This is a genomic window from Acidovorax sp. GW823-FHT02H02, from assembly GCF_058797075.1.
On sequence record NZ_JBXAJH010000001.1, the window covers coordinates 102676 to 117982 of the forward strand.

Sequence of the window (15307 nt, forward strand, 5' to 3'; positions counted from 1 at the left end):
CTCTTCAACGGTTGGCGACGGGGTAAACACCCTGTGGGCGCCACAGCAGGATGACCACCATCAGCGCGATGTTGGAAAACAGCGCCACCTTGGGTACCAGGAAGCCGGTGTAGTTCGCCATGAGTCCCACCAGCAGCGCGCCAATCAGCGCGCCACCCGTGCTGCCCAGGCCGCCGATGATGATCACGATGAAGATCAGCACATTGACCTGCGCACCCATCTGCGGCACCACGCTTTGCTGGTACAGCCCCCACATCACACCGCCCAGGCCGGCCAGCGCCGAGCCCGCCACGAACACGCCCACGAACAAGCGGCGGATGCGGTAACCCAGCGCCTCGACCATCTCGCGGTCCTGCACGCCCGCACGGATCAGCAGGCCGACCTTGGTGCGCGACAGCGTCCAGGCCAGCAGCGCAAACACCATCAGCCCCACCAGCACGGCCACCACGCGGTATTTTTCGACGGCGGCATCGCCCAGCAGCCAGCTGCCGCGCATGCCCTGGGGCAACGGCAGCGGGATCTGCGCGGGGCCCCAGATGACCTTGATCAGCTCTTCACCAATGATCATGCCGCCCATGGTGATGAGGATCTGCTTGAGGTGCTGGCCGTACACCGGCCGCACGATGAAGCGCTCGAACGCCAGGCCCACGGCGCCGGCCACCGCCATGGCCACCAGCATGGCCGGCAGCACCGCCGCGAGGTTGCGCCAGAGTTCGGCCGAGCCCGTCCAGTTGCCCATGGCGCCCAGCACGCCGGTGGCCACGAAGGCGCCCAACGCAATGAACACGCCATGGCCGAAGTTCAGCACGTCCATCAGGCCGAACACCAGCGTGAGGCCCGAGGCAATGATGAAGATGATCATGCCCATGGCCAGCCCCGCCACGGTGAGCGTGAGCCAGGTGCTGGGCGAGCCGATGAAGGGCAGCACCAGCAGGGCCAGCAGCGGCACCAGCACCAGCGGCTTCCAGTCCAGCGGCCTGTTCATGCGCGGTCTCCCCTGGACATATCCGATGCTACTTTTTGGCCGGCTGATAGCGCTTTACCATCAAGCGCTGCAGGTTGTTTTGACATGCAATTCATAGCGACAACCCCAGCAGCTTGCGCTGCAGCGCCTCATCCTCGGCCAGCGCGGCCATGCTGCCCGCGTGCACCACCCGGCCGTTGTCCATCACGGCCACGGTGTCGCCCAGGCGTTGGGCAAAGTGGATGTTCTGCTCGACCAGCAAAAGGGTCACGCCGCTTTGCTTGAGCTGATCGAAGGCCTCGATCATGTTGTGGATGATGGCCGGTGCCAGCCCCTTGCTGGGCTCGTCGATGATCAGCAGGTCGCGCGGCTCGGCCATGGCGCGCGCCACGGCCACCATCTGCTTTTGTCCGCCGCTGAGCTTGCCTGCCGGGTGGTTCCAGAACTTCTCCACGGCCGGGAACAGCCGGAAGATCCACTGCAGGCGCGCCTGGTCCATCTGCGCGGCGTTGCCGGCCTTGCGCGCGGCCAGCAGCATGTTCTCCTTGACCGTGAGGTCGGCGAATATGCCCATGTTTTCGGGCACATAGGCGATGTTCAGGTGCGCGATCTGCGGCGTGTGCATGCGCGTGATGTCGCGCCCGTCAAAAGCGATCTGGCCCTGCGAGGCCTGCCACAGGCCCATGATGGTGCGCAGCGTGGTGGTCTTGCCCGCACCATTGCGGCCCAGCAGCATGGTGAGCTGGCCCCGGGGCACGATCAGATCCACGCCATGCAGGATGTGATAAGCCCCAATGTGCGTATGCACGCCTTTCAATTCAAGCAAGGCCCCTGCGCTGGCCGCTGCGCGTGCTTCACGCCCCACCAGGGGGGAACTGGCCCCAACGGACAGCCCGGTGGCAGTCATCAGAACCATGCTCATGCGGCCTCCCTGTCTGCGTCTTTTGCCACGCCCAGGTACGCCTCCTGCACCACCGGCGAGGCAATCACCTCGGCGGGCGGGCCGTCGGCCACCAGCGTGCCGTTCGTCAGCACGATGATGCGGTCGGCCAGCTCGCGCACCACGTCCATCTTGTGCTCCACCAGCAGGATGGTCTTGGTCTTGTCTTTTTTCAGCGCGCGGATCAGGTTCAGGATCACGGGCGCCTCGTCGTGGCCCATGCCGGCCGTGGGCTCGTCGAACATGTAGACCTGCGGCTCCAGTGCCATCAGCAGCGCCACTTCGAGCTTGCGCTGGTCGCCGTGCGGCAGGCTGGCCACAGGGGTGTCGCGCCGCTCCAGCATCGCCACGGACTGCAGGATGGCTTCAGCCCGCGCGGTGAGCTGGCGGTGGTCGCTCCAGATGCTCCAGAGGTTCAGGCCCCGGCGGTGGCTGCCGGCCTGCGTGGCCTGCACGGCCAGGCGCACGTTTTCCAGCACGCTCAGCCCCGGAAACAGGTTGGTGAGCTGGAACGCCCGGCCCAGCCCCGCACGCGTGCGAGCCGAAGGCGACAGGCCCGACAGAACCTGCCCGCCCAGCGTCACCCGGCCGCTGGTGGCCCGGAGCTGCCCCGAGATCAGGTTGAAGTAGGTGGTCTTGCCTGCCCCGTTGGGGCCCACGATGGCGGTGAGCGTGCCCGGCTCGAACGCGCAGGTCACGGCATTCACCGCCACATGGCCACCGAAGCGGATGGTCAGGTCATGGGTCGCCAACATCGAAGGTCGAGACTCCACAAAAATTTAAAGAAAAATCAGCCAAGGCGCTTGATGACAAAGCGCTTCAAGCTATCAAAACAGGAGTAACAGGCCCGCCGGTGCGCGACGGGCCCTGGTCGTCAGCGCTTGTTCCGGATCGGAACCTGCATCTCATCGGGCTTGATTTCGCGCACCAGCTCGGGCACGCCCCAGGCGAAGACCGGGTCCACCTTGATCTTGAAGTGGTACATGCTCTGCAGCGCCTGGTGGTCTTCCTTGCGGAAGGTCATCTTGCCCTTGGGCGTGTCAAAACTCATGCCTTCCATGGTCTTGATGAGCTTGTTGGTGTTGGTGTCACCACCTGTGACCTTGAGCGCCGTGACCAGTGCCATGGCCGAGCTGAAGCCGCCCGCAGTGAAGAAGTCTGGCGGTGTCTTGAACTCCTTGTAGTGCGCGGCCACCAGGGCCTCGTTCACCGGGTTCTTGGGGATACCGAAGTAATAGTAGGTGGCGCCTTCCATGCCGGGGAAGTTCTTGAAGCTGGCCATGGCCGGCAGGATGTTGCCACCCGTGGCGATCTCGATGCCGTAGCGCTTCAAGTCCAGGTCGGCAATCTTGAATGGGTTGCCCGCGCCGGCCCAGAGGATCCAGATGATCTTGCGGCCGGGCTGGTCCTTGAGCTTGTCGATCAGGCGCTGGGCGCCGGCGGTGAAATCGGTGGTGCTGGTGGGCAGGTATTCCTCGTGCACCAGCTTGGCATTCTTGATGGCGTCCTTGAAGGCTTTCACACCGTCGCGGCCGAAGGCATAGTCCTGCGCCAGCGTGGCAATGGTCACGCCCGGCTTGTCGATGGCCACGGCGTTCGAGATGGCGTCCTGGCTGCTGTTGCGGCCGGTGCGAAAGATGTACTTGTTCCACTTGTCGCCGGTGATGGCATCGGCCACGGCGGGCTCGACCAGCAGGATTTTCTTGTATTCCTCGGCCACGGGCAGCAGCGCCAGCGCCACACCGGAGGACGTGGGCCCCACGGCGATGTCGGCCTTGTCATCCGAATAGGCCGATGCCAGCAGGCTCTTGCCCAGGTCGGGCTTGCCCTGGTCGTCCTTCTCGATCACCACGATCTTCTTGCCATTGATGGCCATGCTGCCGCCGGTGGCGTAGTTCAGCCCCATCAGCAGGCCGGTCTGCGTCTGCTTGCCATAGGCTTCGAGCGGGCCCGTCTTGCTGTAGACATGGGCGATACGGATCTCGCCCGACTGGCTGAAAACCGGAGCCGAAAGGGTGGCGGCCAAGGCGGCCAGCGCGACCAGGGTGCGTCGTTGCATGGGGACTGTCTCCTTTGGGTTTGCCTGCACACTGCACAGTTCGTGCCAACCATCAAGGCGTTGATTTATAGGAACAAATGATGCAAACGCAATGAAAACGTCTGAATTTCAGACGCAGTACATGCCTGAAATTCAGACATATGGCTGTTTTTTATTCAGGGTTTTCCAGACGTGCATAGAGCGTGGCCCGCGAAATACCCAGCTGCCTGGCCGTGGCCTGCTTGTTGCCGCCATGGGCCTTGAGCGCCGCGGCAATGGCGCGCCGCTCCAGCTCGGCCACCTGTTCGGCCAGCGGGCGCAGGCAATGTTCGTCGCCCAATGCCCCGGGGTCGGCCACGGCAGCCGGCACGGGGGCGGCCGGTTCCACCCCTGCTTCGCGCAGGATGCTTTCGAGCTGGTAGGCATCGATGGACTGCGAATCGCTGCGCATGGCGGCCTGCTCCAGCACATTGCGCAGCTCGCGGATATTGCCGCGCCAGGGCTGGCCCGCCAGCAATGCCATGGCGTCGGGCTGCAACTCGGGCGGCACCGTGCCGTTGCGCAGCGCCAGGTCTTCGCCCAGCACCTCCACCAGCGCGGGGATGTCGCCGCGCCGCTCGCGCAGCGGTGGCACGCGCACCGGCAGCACATGCAGCCGGTAAAAAAGGTCTTCGCGAAAACGGCTGTCGCGCACCAGGGCGCCCAGATCACGCGAAGTGGCAGCCACCACGCGCACATTGAACGGCACCAGCTTGTTCGAGCCCAGCGGCTCTATCTCGCCCTCCTGCAGCGCACGCAGCAGCTTGGCCTGCAGGCTCTGGGGCATGTCGCCGATTTCATCGAGGAACAGCGTGCCGCCGTCGGCCAGCTTGAACTTGCCATCGCGCCCCTTGCGGTCGGCGCCGGTGTAGGCACCGGGCGCGACGCCGAAGAACTCGGCCTCGAGCAGCGTGTCGGGCACGGCGGCGATGTTGACGCTGACAAACGGGCCGCTGGCGCGGCTCGACGCCGCATGGATGGCATGGGCCAGCAGTTCCTTGCCAGTGCCGGTTTCACCCAGCAGCAGCACGGGGCTGGACGACTGCGCGGCCCGGCGCGCCTGGCGCTTGACCTCGGCCGCCGCGGGGCTCGACCCGATGAAACTGGCAAAGGTGTATTTGGCGCGCCGCTCACCGTCGCCCGACACGGCCAGCGAGCGGCTGCGCTGGCTGGCCAGCTCGCGCCGCGCGTCATCGAGATCGCGCTGCAACAGGGCAAATTTTCCGATCAGGGGTTGCAGCGTGGTCTCGGGGTGGTCGAACAGCACGATGCCGATGGCTCCAATCACGCGCTCGGCTTCGTCGCGCAAGGGAATGCGGCTGACCACAAAAGTGCCCGCCTTGTTGGTGAGCAGGTCGATCAGCACCGGCTGGCCGGTTTCGAGCACGCTGCGCATCTGCGTGTTGGGGATCACCTCCTCCACGGTGCGGCCCACGAACTGGTCCACCGACGAAAAGCCCAGGTCGGGAAGAAAGCGCTGGTAACCCTCATTCACCCACACAATGCGCCCGCTGCAATCCACCAGGAACATGCCCTGGCTGACGCTGGAGAACAGCTGGAACATGGAGCGCGCCGCCAGTTCCAGAATGCCCTGGGCATCCAGCGGCAGGGGCGAGGCTTCGGAGTGCAATGGCATGGGCCAATGGTACCCGGCGCATCACGGGTAATGCATCGATCGGTGGTCCGCAGAAAGAATCCTTCCCCAGCAGCATCGCTTGTTCGCGAGCGTTCTGCACAAGGCAAAACGCCTGGCAGGGCCAGGCGTTTCAGTGGCTGGGGATGGACTGCCGGTCAGTCGTCCAGCTGCCGCAGCCGCGCCAGCTTGCGCTGCGCCAGGTGCTTGAAAAGACGCGGCAGCACCAGCACCGCCAGCACGATGATGAGCAGCGTGAGCGACATCGGACGCTGCACGAAGATCAGCCAGCTGCCCTCGCCAATCGACACCGCATTGCGCATCTGCGCCTCGGCCAATGGCCCGAGGATCATGCCCACCACGACAGGTGCCGTAGGGAAGTCAAAACGCCGCATCAGCACCCCGAGCATGCCGATGCCATACAGCAGGAACAGATCGAAGGTGCTCTGGCGCATGCCGTAGGCTCCCACCGTGGCAAAGATCAGGATGCCGGCATACAGCTGCGGCTTGGGGATCTTCAGCAGCTTGACCCACAGGCCCACCATGGGCAGGTTGAGCACCAGCAGCATCACGTTGCCGATGTACAGCGACGCGATCAGCGCCCACACCAGCGTGGCCGAGGTGGTGAACAGCTGCGGGCCAGGGTTGATGCCGTAGTTCTGGAACGCGCCCAGCAGCACCGCCGTGGTGTTGGAGGTGGGGATGCCCAGCGTCAGCAGCGGAATCATGGCCGCCGTCACGGTGGCATTGTTGGCGGCCTCGGGACCAGCCACGCCCTCGATGGCGCCCGCGGTGCCGAACTCGGCCTTGTCGCCGCCCTTGGCCAGCTTCTTTTCGGTGGCGTAGCTCAGAAAGGTCGGGATCTCGGTGCCGCCGGCCGGGATGCAGCCAAACGGCGTGCCAATCAGCGTGCCGCGCAGCCAGGCCGGAATGGACCGTTTCCAGTCGCGCCTGGTCATGTGCACGCGGCTCATGGTGTTGCGCGACTCGACCACGCGGCCCTCGTACATCGCTGCATACAGCACCTCGGCCACCGCGAACAGGCCCACGGCAACGAGCACGATGTCGATGCCGTCCAGCAGTTCGGACTTGCCACCGGTGTAGCGCGCCGCGCCCGAGATCTGGTCCATGCCGATGCAGCCAGCCGCCAGCCCGACGAACAACGCCGTCATGCCACGCACCGTGCTCTTGCCCAGCACCGCGCTCACGGTGGTGAAGGCCAGCACCATGAGCATGAAGTATTCGGGCGGACCCAGCTTGACGGCGAAGTCGGCCACATAGGGCGCGAACAGGGTCACGACCACGGTGGCAACGGTGCCCGCCACGAACGAACCGATGGCCGATGTGGCCAGCGCCGCCCCGGCCCGGCCACTCTTGGCCATCTTGTTGCCTTCCATCGCCGTGACCATGCTGGCGGTCTCGCCCGGCGTGTTCAGCAGGATGGAGGTGGTGGAGCCGCCATACATCGCGCCGTAATAGATGCCGGCAAAGAAGATCATCGAGGCCGTGACCTCGACCTTGGCCGTGATCGGCAGCAGCATCGCCACCGCCACCGCGGGGCCGATGCCGGGCAGCACGCCGACGGCGGTGCCCAAGGCGCAGCCCACCAGGGCCCACAGCAGGTTGGCGGGCGTGGCGGCGGTGGCAAAGCCCGCCATCAGTGCATCAAAGATTTCCATCACAACCACCCGGTTTGCGTGAGCCCTGGCAGGTTGATGGCCAGGAACTGCGTGAATGTCCAATAGACGGGCGCCGAGATCAGCACACCCGTCAACCCGTCCACCGCCCAGGTGCGCGCGGTGCCTGCGTTTTGCCCCGCAGCCCGGCGCAGCCCCTGCACGGCGAGCACATAGCACAGCGTGCAGCTCAGAATGAAGCCCACCGTGGTGATGAGGGCAGCGTTCAGCAGCAGACCGGTCGAAACCCACACCCATGCCGGCTTGTCCGCACGCGCGGCGCCGTTAGGCTCCTCCATGGCGTGGAACCCGCCGGTGCGGGCCTCCCACAGCAGGACGCAGCCGCACAGCCCCAGTACGGCCGCCACCAGCCACGGCAAAAAGTTGGGGCCCACGCCGCCATAGCCCGCGTTGGATGGAATATCCAGGGCGCCCAGCGCCAGTGCAAGGGCAGTCAGCAGCACGCCGGCGCCGACCACGGTCTGCATGCGCACGGCAGGCAGGTTGCTGGCAATGCCGGGGATTGCACCCGGATCAGAAGAAAGGGGAGTTGTCGGATCAGACATGCTTGGGTTTTCTCAAGTCCTCGAACACCGGTCCAAGGTACGCGCATCACGGCGCGCACCGCAATGGGCACGCGCAAAAAACCGTGCACCGCCGCCGGCGGCGGCGGTGCACGGTACCGGGGCAGTGCTCAGACCATTCCGGCCTTGACCATGGTGGCGCGCAGACTGGCGAACTCGTTGTCCACAAAGTTCGCGAACTCATCGCCCGCCATCCAGGCCGGGGTCCAATCGTTCTTTTCCAGCGATTCGGCCCAGCTCTTGCTCTTGACGGCCTTGGCCACCATCTCCGTCAGCGCCTTGCGCTGTTCGGCCGTGATGCCGGGGGCGGCATACACGCCGCGCCAGTTGCCGATCTCGACGTTGATGCCCTGCTCCTTGAGGGTGGGCACGGTCGAGTTCTTCAGGCGCTGGCCCGAGGTCACGGCAATGGGCGTCATCTTCTTGGTGGCGATGTACTCGGCCATTTCGCTGTAGCCGCCACCGCCAATCGTCACGTTGCCGCCCAGGATGGCCGCGATTGCCTCGCCGCCCCCCCGGAAGGCCACGTAGTTGATCCGGGCCGGGTCCACACCCACCTCACGCGCAATCATCGCGGCAGCGATGTGCTCGGTGGAACCGCGCGAGCCGCCACCCCACTTCACACTGCCGGGGTCTTTCTTGAGCTGGGCGATCACCTCGGCCATGCTCTTGTAAGGCGAATTGGCGGGCAACACGAACACGTTGTATTCACTGGTCAGGCGCGCAATGGGCGTGGCCTGCGACAGGCTCACCGGCGGCTTGCCGGTGATGATGCCGCCCAGCATCACGGCGCCCATCACCATCAGCGCGTTCGGGTCGCCCTTGCTGGAGTTGACGAACTGCGCCAGGCCAATGGCGCCTGCGGCGCCGCCCTTGTTGTCATAGGTGACCGACGATGCCGCCCCCGATTCCAGCAATGCCTTGCCCAGGGCGCGCCCGGTGGAGTCCCAGCCACCGCCCGGGTTGGCAGGCAGCATCATCTTGACGGCGCTGGCGGCATGGGCCGACAGGGGCAAGGCTCCGGCAGCGGCCAGCGCAGCCAGGGATTTGAGAAAGGTGTCGCGACGCATCGATGTCTCCTTGTAGGGTTGGCGAACCGCCCGATGATGCGCGCGCAGCCTGTCAAACGGCTGTCCGCACACTCAGGGAAAACACCAATGCCGCAACCGCGTGTGGTCGGTGCTATGGTGCCGCGCATGCAATTGCTTCTCGTTGAAGACGACCCCACCATGCAGATCACGCTGCAGCGCGCATTGACACGCCGGGGCATGGAGGTCACTGCCGCGGGCGACGGCGCTGCGGCACTCAACCAGTGGGTGGCACGGCCACCCGATGCGGTGGTACTCGATCTCACCCTGCCCGGCCTGGATGGCCTGCAGGTGCTGCAGCAGGCCCGCGCGCGCGGGCTGCGCACGCCGGTGCTGATCCTGACCGCACGCGGCACCGTGGGTGACCGGGTGCTGGGCCTGAACGCCGGCGCCGACGACTACCTGCCCAAACCCTTCGATCTGGACGAGCTGGAGGCCAGGCTGCGCGCCCTGCTGCGGCGCAGCACGGACGCCGCGCCTTCTGCGGGCCATTTCGTGCAGATCGGTGCCATACGCTACGACAAGGACAGCGGCGCGCTGTACCGCAACGGCTCCGTCATGGAGCTCACACCCCGCGAACTGGCGCTGATGCATGCCCTGCTGGCACAGCCGGGCCATGCCGTCACCAAGGAACGCCTTTATGAACTGGTGTTCCCCGGGCAGCTGGACGTGCAGTACGAGGCCATCGAGGTAGTGGTGTACCGACTGCGCAAGAAACTGGCCGACACGGGCCTGACCCTCATGACGCTGCGCGGGCTGGGCTATCTGCTCAGGGCCGATACGTGACAAGGACGGCTGCCTTGCGTGCGCCGTCGCTGCGCAGGCGGTTGCTGCTGGGCATCCTGCTGCCCGTGGTGGCGTTCATCGGCTTCAACACGCTCAGCCTGTACCGGCAGACACTGACATCCCTGAACACGGCCTACGACCGCACCTTGCTGGCATCGGCCAAGACCATCAGCGAACAGCTGGATGTGTCGGGCTACGACGACGCGGCGCAATTGCGCGCCATCGTGCCCTATGCGGCCCTGGAGGCCTTCGAGGCCGACAACCAAAGCCACATGTTCTACCGCATCTCCACCCTGCAGGGAGCAATGGTCTCGGGGTTTGCCGAACTTCCAGCATGGCAGGGGCGCATTCCGGATCGCCCTCCGTATGCGGCGCTGGTGGACTTTTATGACGACCAATTCCGCGGCGACCGCGTGCGCGTGGCCGTGCTGCTGCAACCCGTGGCCAGTGCCAGCGGCCGCGGGATGGCGGTCATCCAGGTGGCAGAGACACTGGAAGTGCGCGAAACCCTGGCGCTGCAGATCCTGTGGAACACGCTGGCCCGGCAAGCGCTGCTGATTGCCGTGATCGCGCTCACCGTGGTCATCGTCGTGCAGCGGGCCACCCGCCCGGTGCGCCAGCTCAGCCAGCAATTGCAAGCGCGGCCCGATGGCGACCTCAGTCCGATTGCAGCCAGCTCGGCACCCCGAGAACTGCAACCCCTGATCGACAGCACCAACCAGGTCATGCAACGGCTGCAGCATCTGCTGCGCCACCAGAAACGGTTTGTGCGCGACACCTCGCACCAGCTGCGCACACCGCTGGCCGTGCTCAAGACACAGGTGCAGTCCGCACTGCACGGCGATGTACCCCCGCACCAGGCCCTGCGGGAAATCAGCGACACCGTGGACCGCGCCACGCAACTGGCCAACCAGATGCTCGCCCTCGCCAAGGTCGAACAGTTGCGCCAGCAAAGCACACCACCGCCGACCCGGTTCGATGACCTCCTGCGCGCGGTGGCGCTGGATCTGTCACCCCTGATCGCGCAGCGCGACCTCGACTTTGGCATCCATACCGAGCCGGCAACGGTATTTGCCCACGAATGGATGCTGCGCGAGCTGGCCCGCAATCTGCTGCACAACGCCATTCGCCATGCCCCGCAAGGCAGCGAGCTGGCGGTGGAACTGCGCTGCACCGATCACCAGGCGGTGCTCTGCATAAGCGACCATGGCAGCGGCATCGACGATGAACTGGCCGCCCGCCTTTTCCAGCCCTTCTCGGCGGGCGACGTGCGCACCGGCAGCGGCCTGGGTCTGGCCATCTGCCACGAGATCGTGCAGGCGCTGGGCGGCAGCATTGCGCTGACCAACCGCATGGAATCGGGTCTTGTGGCGGGGCTGGATGCCGTCGTGCACCTGCCGCTGCCCCCGCCCGCCGCTACCTTACCGACAACCACCGCGTCACAATCCTCTCCATGAATGCCCCCGAAACGATGCGACTGGACAAATGGCTGTGGTGTGCGCGGTTCTACAAAACCCGCAGCCTGGCCACCGAAGAAATCGGCAAAGGCCGCGTCACCGTAAACGGCCAGCCCGCCAAGGCCGCCCGCGACCTGCGCTGCGGCGACACCGTGGCCTTGCGCCAGGGCCCGGTCGCACGCACGGTGCTCGTACGAGGCTTGAGTGGCGCACGCGGCCCCGCCCCCATCGCACAACGCCTGTATGAGGAAACCGCCGACAGCATCGCCGCCCGTGAAAAAGCCGCCGAACAGCGCCGGCTGGCCCCCGAACCCGCCGCAACACTGCAGGAAGGCCGCCCGACCAAAAGGGACCGGCGCAACATTGACCGCGCCCAGGACTGGGGCGACCGCTGGAGCGCATCCATCGATGAATGACGCCACCTGAGCGCTGCCTCTGCAAGCGCCGCGTGGGCCGATGACCACCTCACACACCGGATGAAAAAAAAAGCCCTGACATGCAGGGCTTTGTTGCTTGGCGGAAACGGAGGGATTCGAACCCTCGATGAGGCTCTACACCCCATACTCCCTTAGCAGGGGAGCACCTTCGGCCACTCGGTCACGTTTCCAATCCCGCTATTATGCCTCATTTCCGAGGCATTTCTGGCGGTTTCAGGCGGCTGGCTGGTCGAGTTCGAAGGCCTTGTGCAGGGTGCGCACGGCCAGTTCCATGTATTTCTCATCGATGACCACCGAGGTCTTGATCTCGGAGGTGGAAATCATCTGGATGTTGATGCCCTCTTCGCTCAGGGTGCGGAACATCTTGCTGGCCACACCTACGTGGCTGCGCATGCCGATACCGACAATGCTCACCTTGCAGATCTTGGTGTCGCCGACCACTTCCTGTGCGCCGAGTTCGGGTAGCACTTTTTCCTTGAGCAGTTCGACCGTGCGGGCGTAGTCGTTGCGGTTGACGGTGAAGCTGAAGTCGGTCTTGCCGTCCTTGCTGACGTTCTGGATGATCACGTCCACTTCGATATTGGCGTCAGCCACGGCGCCCAGGATCTGGTAGGCAATGCCTGGCTTGTCGGGCACGCCCAGCACCGAAATCTTGGCTTCATCGCGGTTGAAAGCGATGCCGGATACGACGGCTTGTTCCATTTTTTCGTCTTCCTCAAAAGTGATCAGCGTGCCGGACTTGGCTTCTTCGTTGATGTCGATGTCCCAGGGCGTGAAGCTGGAGAGCACGCGCATGGGCACCTTGTATTTGCCCGCGAATTCGACCGAGCGGATTTGCAGCACCTTGGAGCCCAGGCTGGCCATTTCCAGCATTTCCTCGAAGCTCACCGTTTGCAGGCGGCGTGCCTCGGGTACCACGCGCGGGTCGGTGGTGTAGACGCCGTCCACATCGGTGTAGATCAGGCACTCGTCGGCCTTCATGGCGGCCGCCACGGCCACCGCCGAGGTGTCCGAGCCGCCACGGCCCAGCGTGGTGATGTTGCCTTCGTCGTCGATGCCCTGGAAACCGGTCACGATGACGACCTTGCCATTGTTCAGATCGGCGCGCACGCGCTGGTCGTCAATGGATTCGATGCGCGCCTTGGTGTAGCTGCTGTCGGTGCGGATGGGGACTTGCCATCCGGCATAGCTGACCGAGCCCATGCCTTCGGCCTGCAGCGCAATGGCCAGCAATGCAGACGAAGCCTGCTCGCCGGTGGCCGCCAGCATGTCGAGTTCGCGGTGGTACGCAGGGGTGGCGCGTGGGGGAGCCAGCTCTTTGGCCAGGGCGAGCAGGCGGTTGGTTTCGCCGCTCATGGCGCTGGGAACCACCACCATCTGGTGGCCGGCCCGCGCCCATTTGGCCACGCGCTTGGCAACGTTGCGAATGCGCTCCGGGGAGCCCATCGAGGTGCCGCCGTATTTGTGAACGATCAATGCCATGGGATATTGGGGGTGACGAAACTGGAGCCGCAGCGCGGGTTAAACACTGTTTTGGTGCGCCGCCGTTTTTCGTGCCGTTGTTAGACCAAAACCTCGGGATTGTACCAATCGAGGCGTGGCCCCGAGCGCACCACGAACCCCCGCCCCACCTTGATGTGAATGCGGTGGCCGCGCGTGGTGCAGGCCGCCAGCTGGTCCAGCAGCTCCCCCAGCTGCGCGGCGGAGGGGGTGGTGGCATGCGCCACGCGCAGCCAGTGGCGCAGGACATTGGCCTGGCGCGCACGGCTGAGCCCCTGCAATAGCCGAATCTCCGGGGGCGATCCCGTGAGGGCCAGGTCCTGCTGCGCCAGCTCGTCCAGCAACTCGGCGGCCTGGGCGGCATGGGACGCAGAGCGCGCAAACGTGTCGCGAAAGGCCGGAAAAGCCGCATCCAGAGCGGGCAGCAGCTGCGCCCGGATGCGGTTGCGCGTGAAGCGCTCGTCGGTGTTGGTGGGGTCTTCCACCCAATCCTGCCCCTGCGCACGCAACCAGTCACGCACCTGCACCCCCGCCACGCGCAGCAGGGGCCGGTGCCAGCGAACGCCGCCCCGCTCCCAGTCAGCGGGCATGGCGGCCAGCCCCGCCACGCCGGCGCCGCGCGACAAAGCCAGCAGCAGCGTCTCGACCTGGTCATCCGCATGCTGGGCCAATGCTATTGAATGAATGGCATTTTGCGCATTACTGGCGAGCGCCACAGCCTCAAAAGCCTTGTATCTTGCCCGGCGCGCAGCATCTTCGGGGCTTTCGCCCGATGCGTGGCGTGCGTCGATGCGCTGCACGGTCAGCGGAACCTGCAGGCGCCTGCACAATGCGCGGCAATGCTGTTCGAAATCATCGGCCGCGGCCTGCAGGCCGTGGTGCACATGAATGGCCTGCACCTGCCCCGGCCATTTCTGCGCACAGGCGAGCAGCAGCGCCGTCGAATCGGCGCCACCACTCAGCCCCACGGCCAATGGCAATGCGGGCGAAAAGGCCGCCATGGCGGTGTCAAATGGCAGCGTCACTGCGCGCCCTTCTGCGCCCGTGACGCAAAAGCGTCCGCATCAATGCAAAGGCCCCTTGCGGGGCCATGGCACGGGTGCAAGGTGAAGGCGGTCGCCGTCACCACCACGGGGTCAGCGGCTGTCGGCCTTGGTGTCGGTGAAACGGCCATAGCTTTGCAGCCGGTCATAACGGCGGTCGAGCAGATCCTTGGTCTTGAGATCGGCCACCTGGCGGAAGGCATCGCCCAGCGCACGCTTGAGGAAAGCCGCCATCTGCTTGGGATCGCGGTGGGCGCCGCCCACGGGCTCGCTCACGATCTTGTCCACCAGGCCCAGCGCCTTGAGGCGGTGCGCGGTGATGCCCAGGGCGTCGGCCGCTTCCTGGGCCTTCTCGCTGGTCTTCCAGAGGATGGACGCGCAGCCCTCGGGACTGATCACGGAATAGATAGCGTATTGCAGCATCACCACCTGGTCAGCCACGCTGATGGCGAGCGCGCCGCCGGAGCCGCCTTCGCCGATGATGGTGGTGATGATGGGCACTTCAAGCTGCGCCATCTCGAAGATGTTGCGGCCGATGGCCTCGGACTGGCCGCGCTCCTCGGCATCGATGCCGGGGTAGGCGCCGGGCGTGTCGACAAACGTGAACACGGGCAGCTTGAACTTCTCGGCCGTCTTCATGAGGCGCAGGGCCTTGCGGTAGCCCTCGGGCTTGCTCATGCCGAAGTTGCGCATGGCGCGCTCCTTGGTGTCGCGCCCTTTCTGGTGGCCCAGCACCATGCAGGCGTGGCCATTGAAGCGCGCCAGGCCGCCCACGATGGACAGGTCGTCCGCGTAGTGGCGGTCACCGTGCAGCTCGACGAAGTCGGTGAAGATGTCGCGCACGTAATCGAGCGTGTAGGGGCGCTCGGGGTGGCGGGCGATCTTGGTGATCTGCCAGGGGCTCAGCTCGCTGTAGATGTCCTTGGTGAGCTGCTGGCTCTTCTTGCTGAGCTGGTCAATTTCTTCCGAGATATCGACCGCGCTTTCCGTCTGCACGTAGCGCAGTTCTTCGATTTTGGATTCGAGTTCGGCAATCGGTTGCTCGAAATCCAGAAAGGTCTTTTTCGCCAACGTATTTCTCCTTGGGTCGCGCCCTGGGTGCCTCTGGTGCGAGGCCCATGT

14 protein-coding genes and 1 tRNA gene are annotated in these 15307 nt (G+C 65.2%); 3 read left to right on the forward strand and 12 right to left on the reverse strand.

Annotated features, from left to right (window positions below; genetic code table 11):
- Window positions 1–4: 4 nt before the first annotated feature.
- From AC1RDS_RS00455 to AC1RDS_RS00490, 8 genes are all read right to left on the reverse strand, one after another.
- Window positions 5–985 (reverse strand): branched-chain amino acid ABC transporter permease, encoded by a 981-nt coding sequence (locus tag AC1RDS_RS00455; RefSeq protein ID WP_092697711.1) that lies wholly within the window; start codon window positions 983–985, stop codon window positions 5–7.
- A 91-nt stretch (window positions 986–1076) separates the two neighbouring features.
- On the reverse strand, window positions 1077–1886 hold the full coding sequence (locus AC1RDS_RS00460) for an ABC transporter ATP-binding protein (protein ID WP_244273641.1): 810 nt from the start codon (window positions 1884–1886) through the stop codon (window positions 1077–1079).
- The gene (locus tag AC1RDS_RS00465) at window positions 1883–2659 is read right to left on the reverse strand and encodes an ABC transporter ATP-binding protein (RefSeq protein ID WP_092697710.1); all 777 of its coding nucleotides are present in this window, start codon (window positions 2657–2659) and stop codon (window positions 1883–1885) included. Before AC1RDS_RS00465 ends, AC1RDS_RS00460 begins: the two co-directional genes overlap by 4 nt.
- A 119-nt stretch (window positions 2660–2778) precedes the next feature.
- Window positions 2779–3963, reverse strand: coding sequence for a substrate-binding domain-containing protein (locus AC1RDS_RS00470; protein WP_092697709.1), 1185 nt, complete (start codon window positions 3961–3963; stop codon window positions 2779–2781).
- Between the two features lie 151 nt (window positions 3964–4114).
- On the reverse strand, window positions 4115–5617 hold the full coding sequence (locus AC1RDS_RS00475) for a sigma-54 interaction domain-containing protein (protein WP_026435955.1): 1503 nt from the start codon (window positions 5615–5617) through the stop codon (window positions 4115–4117).
- Window positions 5618–5772: 155 nt separating this feature from the next.
- A complete protein-coding gene (locus AC1RDS_RS00480; RefSeq protein WP_092697708.1) occupies window positions 5773–7293 on the reverse strand; it encodes a tripartite tricarboxylate transporter permease in 1521 nt (506 codons plus the stop codon).
- Window positions 7293–7856, reverse strand: coding sequence for a tripartite tricarboxylate transporter TctB family protein (locus AC1RDS_RS00485; protein WP_092697707.1), 564 nt, complete (start codon window positions 7854–7856; stop codon window positions 7293–7295). The genes AC1RDS_RS00480 and AC1RDS_RS00485 overlap by 1 nt, the downstream gene beginning before the upstream one ends.
- A 128-nt stretch (window positions 7857–7984) precedes the next feature.
- Window positions 7985–8944 (reverse strand): Bug family tripartite tricarboxylate transporter substrate binding protein, encoded by a 960-nt coding sequence (locus tag AC1RDS_RS00490; protein ID WP_092697706.1) that lies wholly within the window; start codon window positions 8942–8944, stop codon window positions 7985–7987.
- Between the two features lie 126 nt (window positions 8945–9070).
- Here AC1RDS_RS00490 and AC1RDS_RS00495 point away from each other — a divergent pair, with 126 nt between their 5' ends.
- The 3 genes from AC1RDS_RS00495 to AC1RDS_RS00505 are packed head-to-tail and all read left to right on the forward strand — an operon-like array spanning window position 9071 to window position 11621.
- Window positions 9071–9748 carry a response regulator transcription factor gene (locus AC1RDS_RS00495; RefSeq protein ID WP_092697782.1) on the forward strand — a complete coding sequence of 226 codons (678 nt, stop codon included), beginning with the start codon at window positions 9071–9073 and terminating at the stop codon, window positions 9746–9748.
- A gap of 14 nt (window positions 9749–9762) precedes the next feature.
- Window positions 9763–11205, forward strand: coding sequence for a sensor histidine kinase (locus tag AC1RDS_RS00500; protein ID WP_092697705.1), 1443 nt, complete (start codon window positions 9763–9765; stop codon window positions 11203–11205).
- The gene (locus AC1RDS_RS00505; RefSeq protein ID WP_092697704.1) at window positions 11202–11621 is read left to right on the forward strand and encodes an RNA-binding S4 domain-containing protein; all 420 of its coding nucleotides are present in this window, start codon (window positions 11202–11204) and stop codon (window positions 11619–11621) included. The genes AC1RDS_RS00500 and AC1RDS_RS00505 overlap by 4 nt, the downstream gene beginning before the upstream one ends.
- Window positions 11622–11719: 98 nt before the next feature.
- On the opposite strand, the gene AC1RDS_RS00510 is transcribed toward AC1RDS_RS00505, so the two are convergent.
- The 4 genes from AC1RDS_RS00510 to AC1RDS_RS00525 all read right to left on the reverse strand — a co-directional run bounded on the left by AC1RDS_RS00510 (window position 11720) and on the right by AC1RDS_RS00525 (window position 15256).
- Window positions 11720–11812: transfer RNA gene (locus tag AC1RDS_RS00510), tRNA-Ser, on the reverse strand.
- 43 nt (window positions 11813–11855) lie between these two features.
- The gene (locus AC1RDS_RS00515) at window positions 11856–13124 is read right to left on the reverse strand and encodes an aspartate kinase (RefSeq protein ID WP_026435967.1); all 1269 of its coding nucleotides are present in this window, start codon (window positions 13122–13124) and stop codon (window positions 11856–11858) included.
- Between the two features lie 80 nt (window positions 13125–13204).
- Window positions 13205–14143: a tRNA lysidine(34) synthetase TilS gene (tilS, locus tag AC1RDS_RS00520; RefSeq protein WP_139285338.1), complete on the reverse strand. Its 939-nt coding sequence runs from the start codon at window positions 14141–14143 to the stop codon at window positions 13205–13207.
- Window positions 14144–14278: 135 nt separating this feature from the next.
- On the reverse strand, window positions 14279–15256 hold the full coding sequence (locus tag AC1RDS_RS00525; RefSeq protein ID WP_092697702.1) for an acetyl-CoA carboxylase carboxyltransferase subunit alpha: 978 nt from the start codon (window positions 15254–15256) through the stop codon (window positions 14279–14281).
- Window positions 15257–15307: the final 51 nt, after the last annotated feature.

Bases quoted from the DNA above. Each gene is read 5' to 3' on its own strand.
- AC1RDS_RS00495 (WP_092697782.1), top strand. From the start codon at position 9,071: ATGCAATTGCTTCTCGTTGAAGACGACCCCACCATGCAGATCACGCTG.
- AC1RDS_RS00475 (WP_026435955.1), bottom strand. From the start codon at position 5,617: ATGCCATTGCACTCCGAAGCCTCGCCCCTGCCGCTGGATGCCCAGGGC.
- AC1RDS_RS00465 (WP_092697710.1), bottom strand. From the start codon at position 2,659: ATGTTGGCGACCCATGACCTGACCATCCGCTTCGGTGGCCATGTGGCG.
- AC1RDS_RS00490 (WP_092697706.1), bottom strand. From the start codon at position 8,944: ATGCGTCGCGACACCTTTCTCAAATCCCTGGCTGCGCTGGCCGCTGCC.
- tilS (WP_139285338.1), bottom strand. From the start codon at position 14,143: ATGGCGGCCTTTTCGCCCGCATTGCCATTGGCCGTGGGGCTGAGTGGT.
- AC1RDS_RS00480 (WP_092697708.1), bottom strand. From the start codon at position 7,293: ATGGAAATCTTTGATGCACTGATGGCGGGCTTTGCCACCGCCGCCACG.
- AC1RDS_RS00485 (WP_092697707.1), bottom strand. From the start codon at position 7,856: ATGTCTGATCCGACAACTCCCCTTTCTTCTGATCCGGGTGCAATCCCC.
- AC1RDS_RS00455 (WP_092697711.1), bottom strand. From the start codon at position 985: ATGAACAGGCCGCTGGACTGGAAGCCGCTGGTGCTGGTGCCGCTGCTG.
- AC1RDS_RS00515 (WP_026435967.1), bottom strand. From the start codon at position 13,124: ATGGCATTGATCGTTCACAAATACGGCGGCACCTCGATGGGCTCCCCG.
- AC1RDS_RS00505 (WP_092697704.1), top strand. From the start codon at position 11,202: ATGAATGCCCCCGAAACGATGCGACTGGACAAATGGCTGTGGTGTGCG.
- AC1RDS_RS00460 (WP_244273641.1), bottom strand. From the start codon at position 1,886: ATGAGCATGGTTCTGATGACTGCCACCGGGCTGTCCGTTGGGGCCAGT.
- AC1RDS_RS00470 (WP_092697709.1), bottom strand. From the start codon at position 3,963: ATGCAACGACGCACCCTGGTCGCGCTGGCCGCCTTGGCCGCCACCCTT.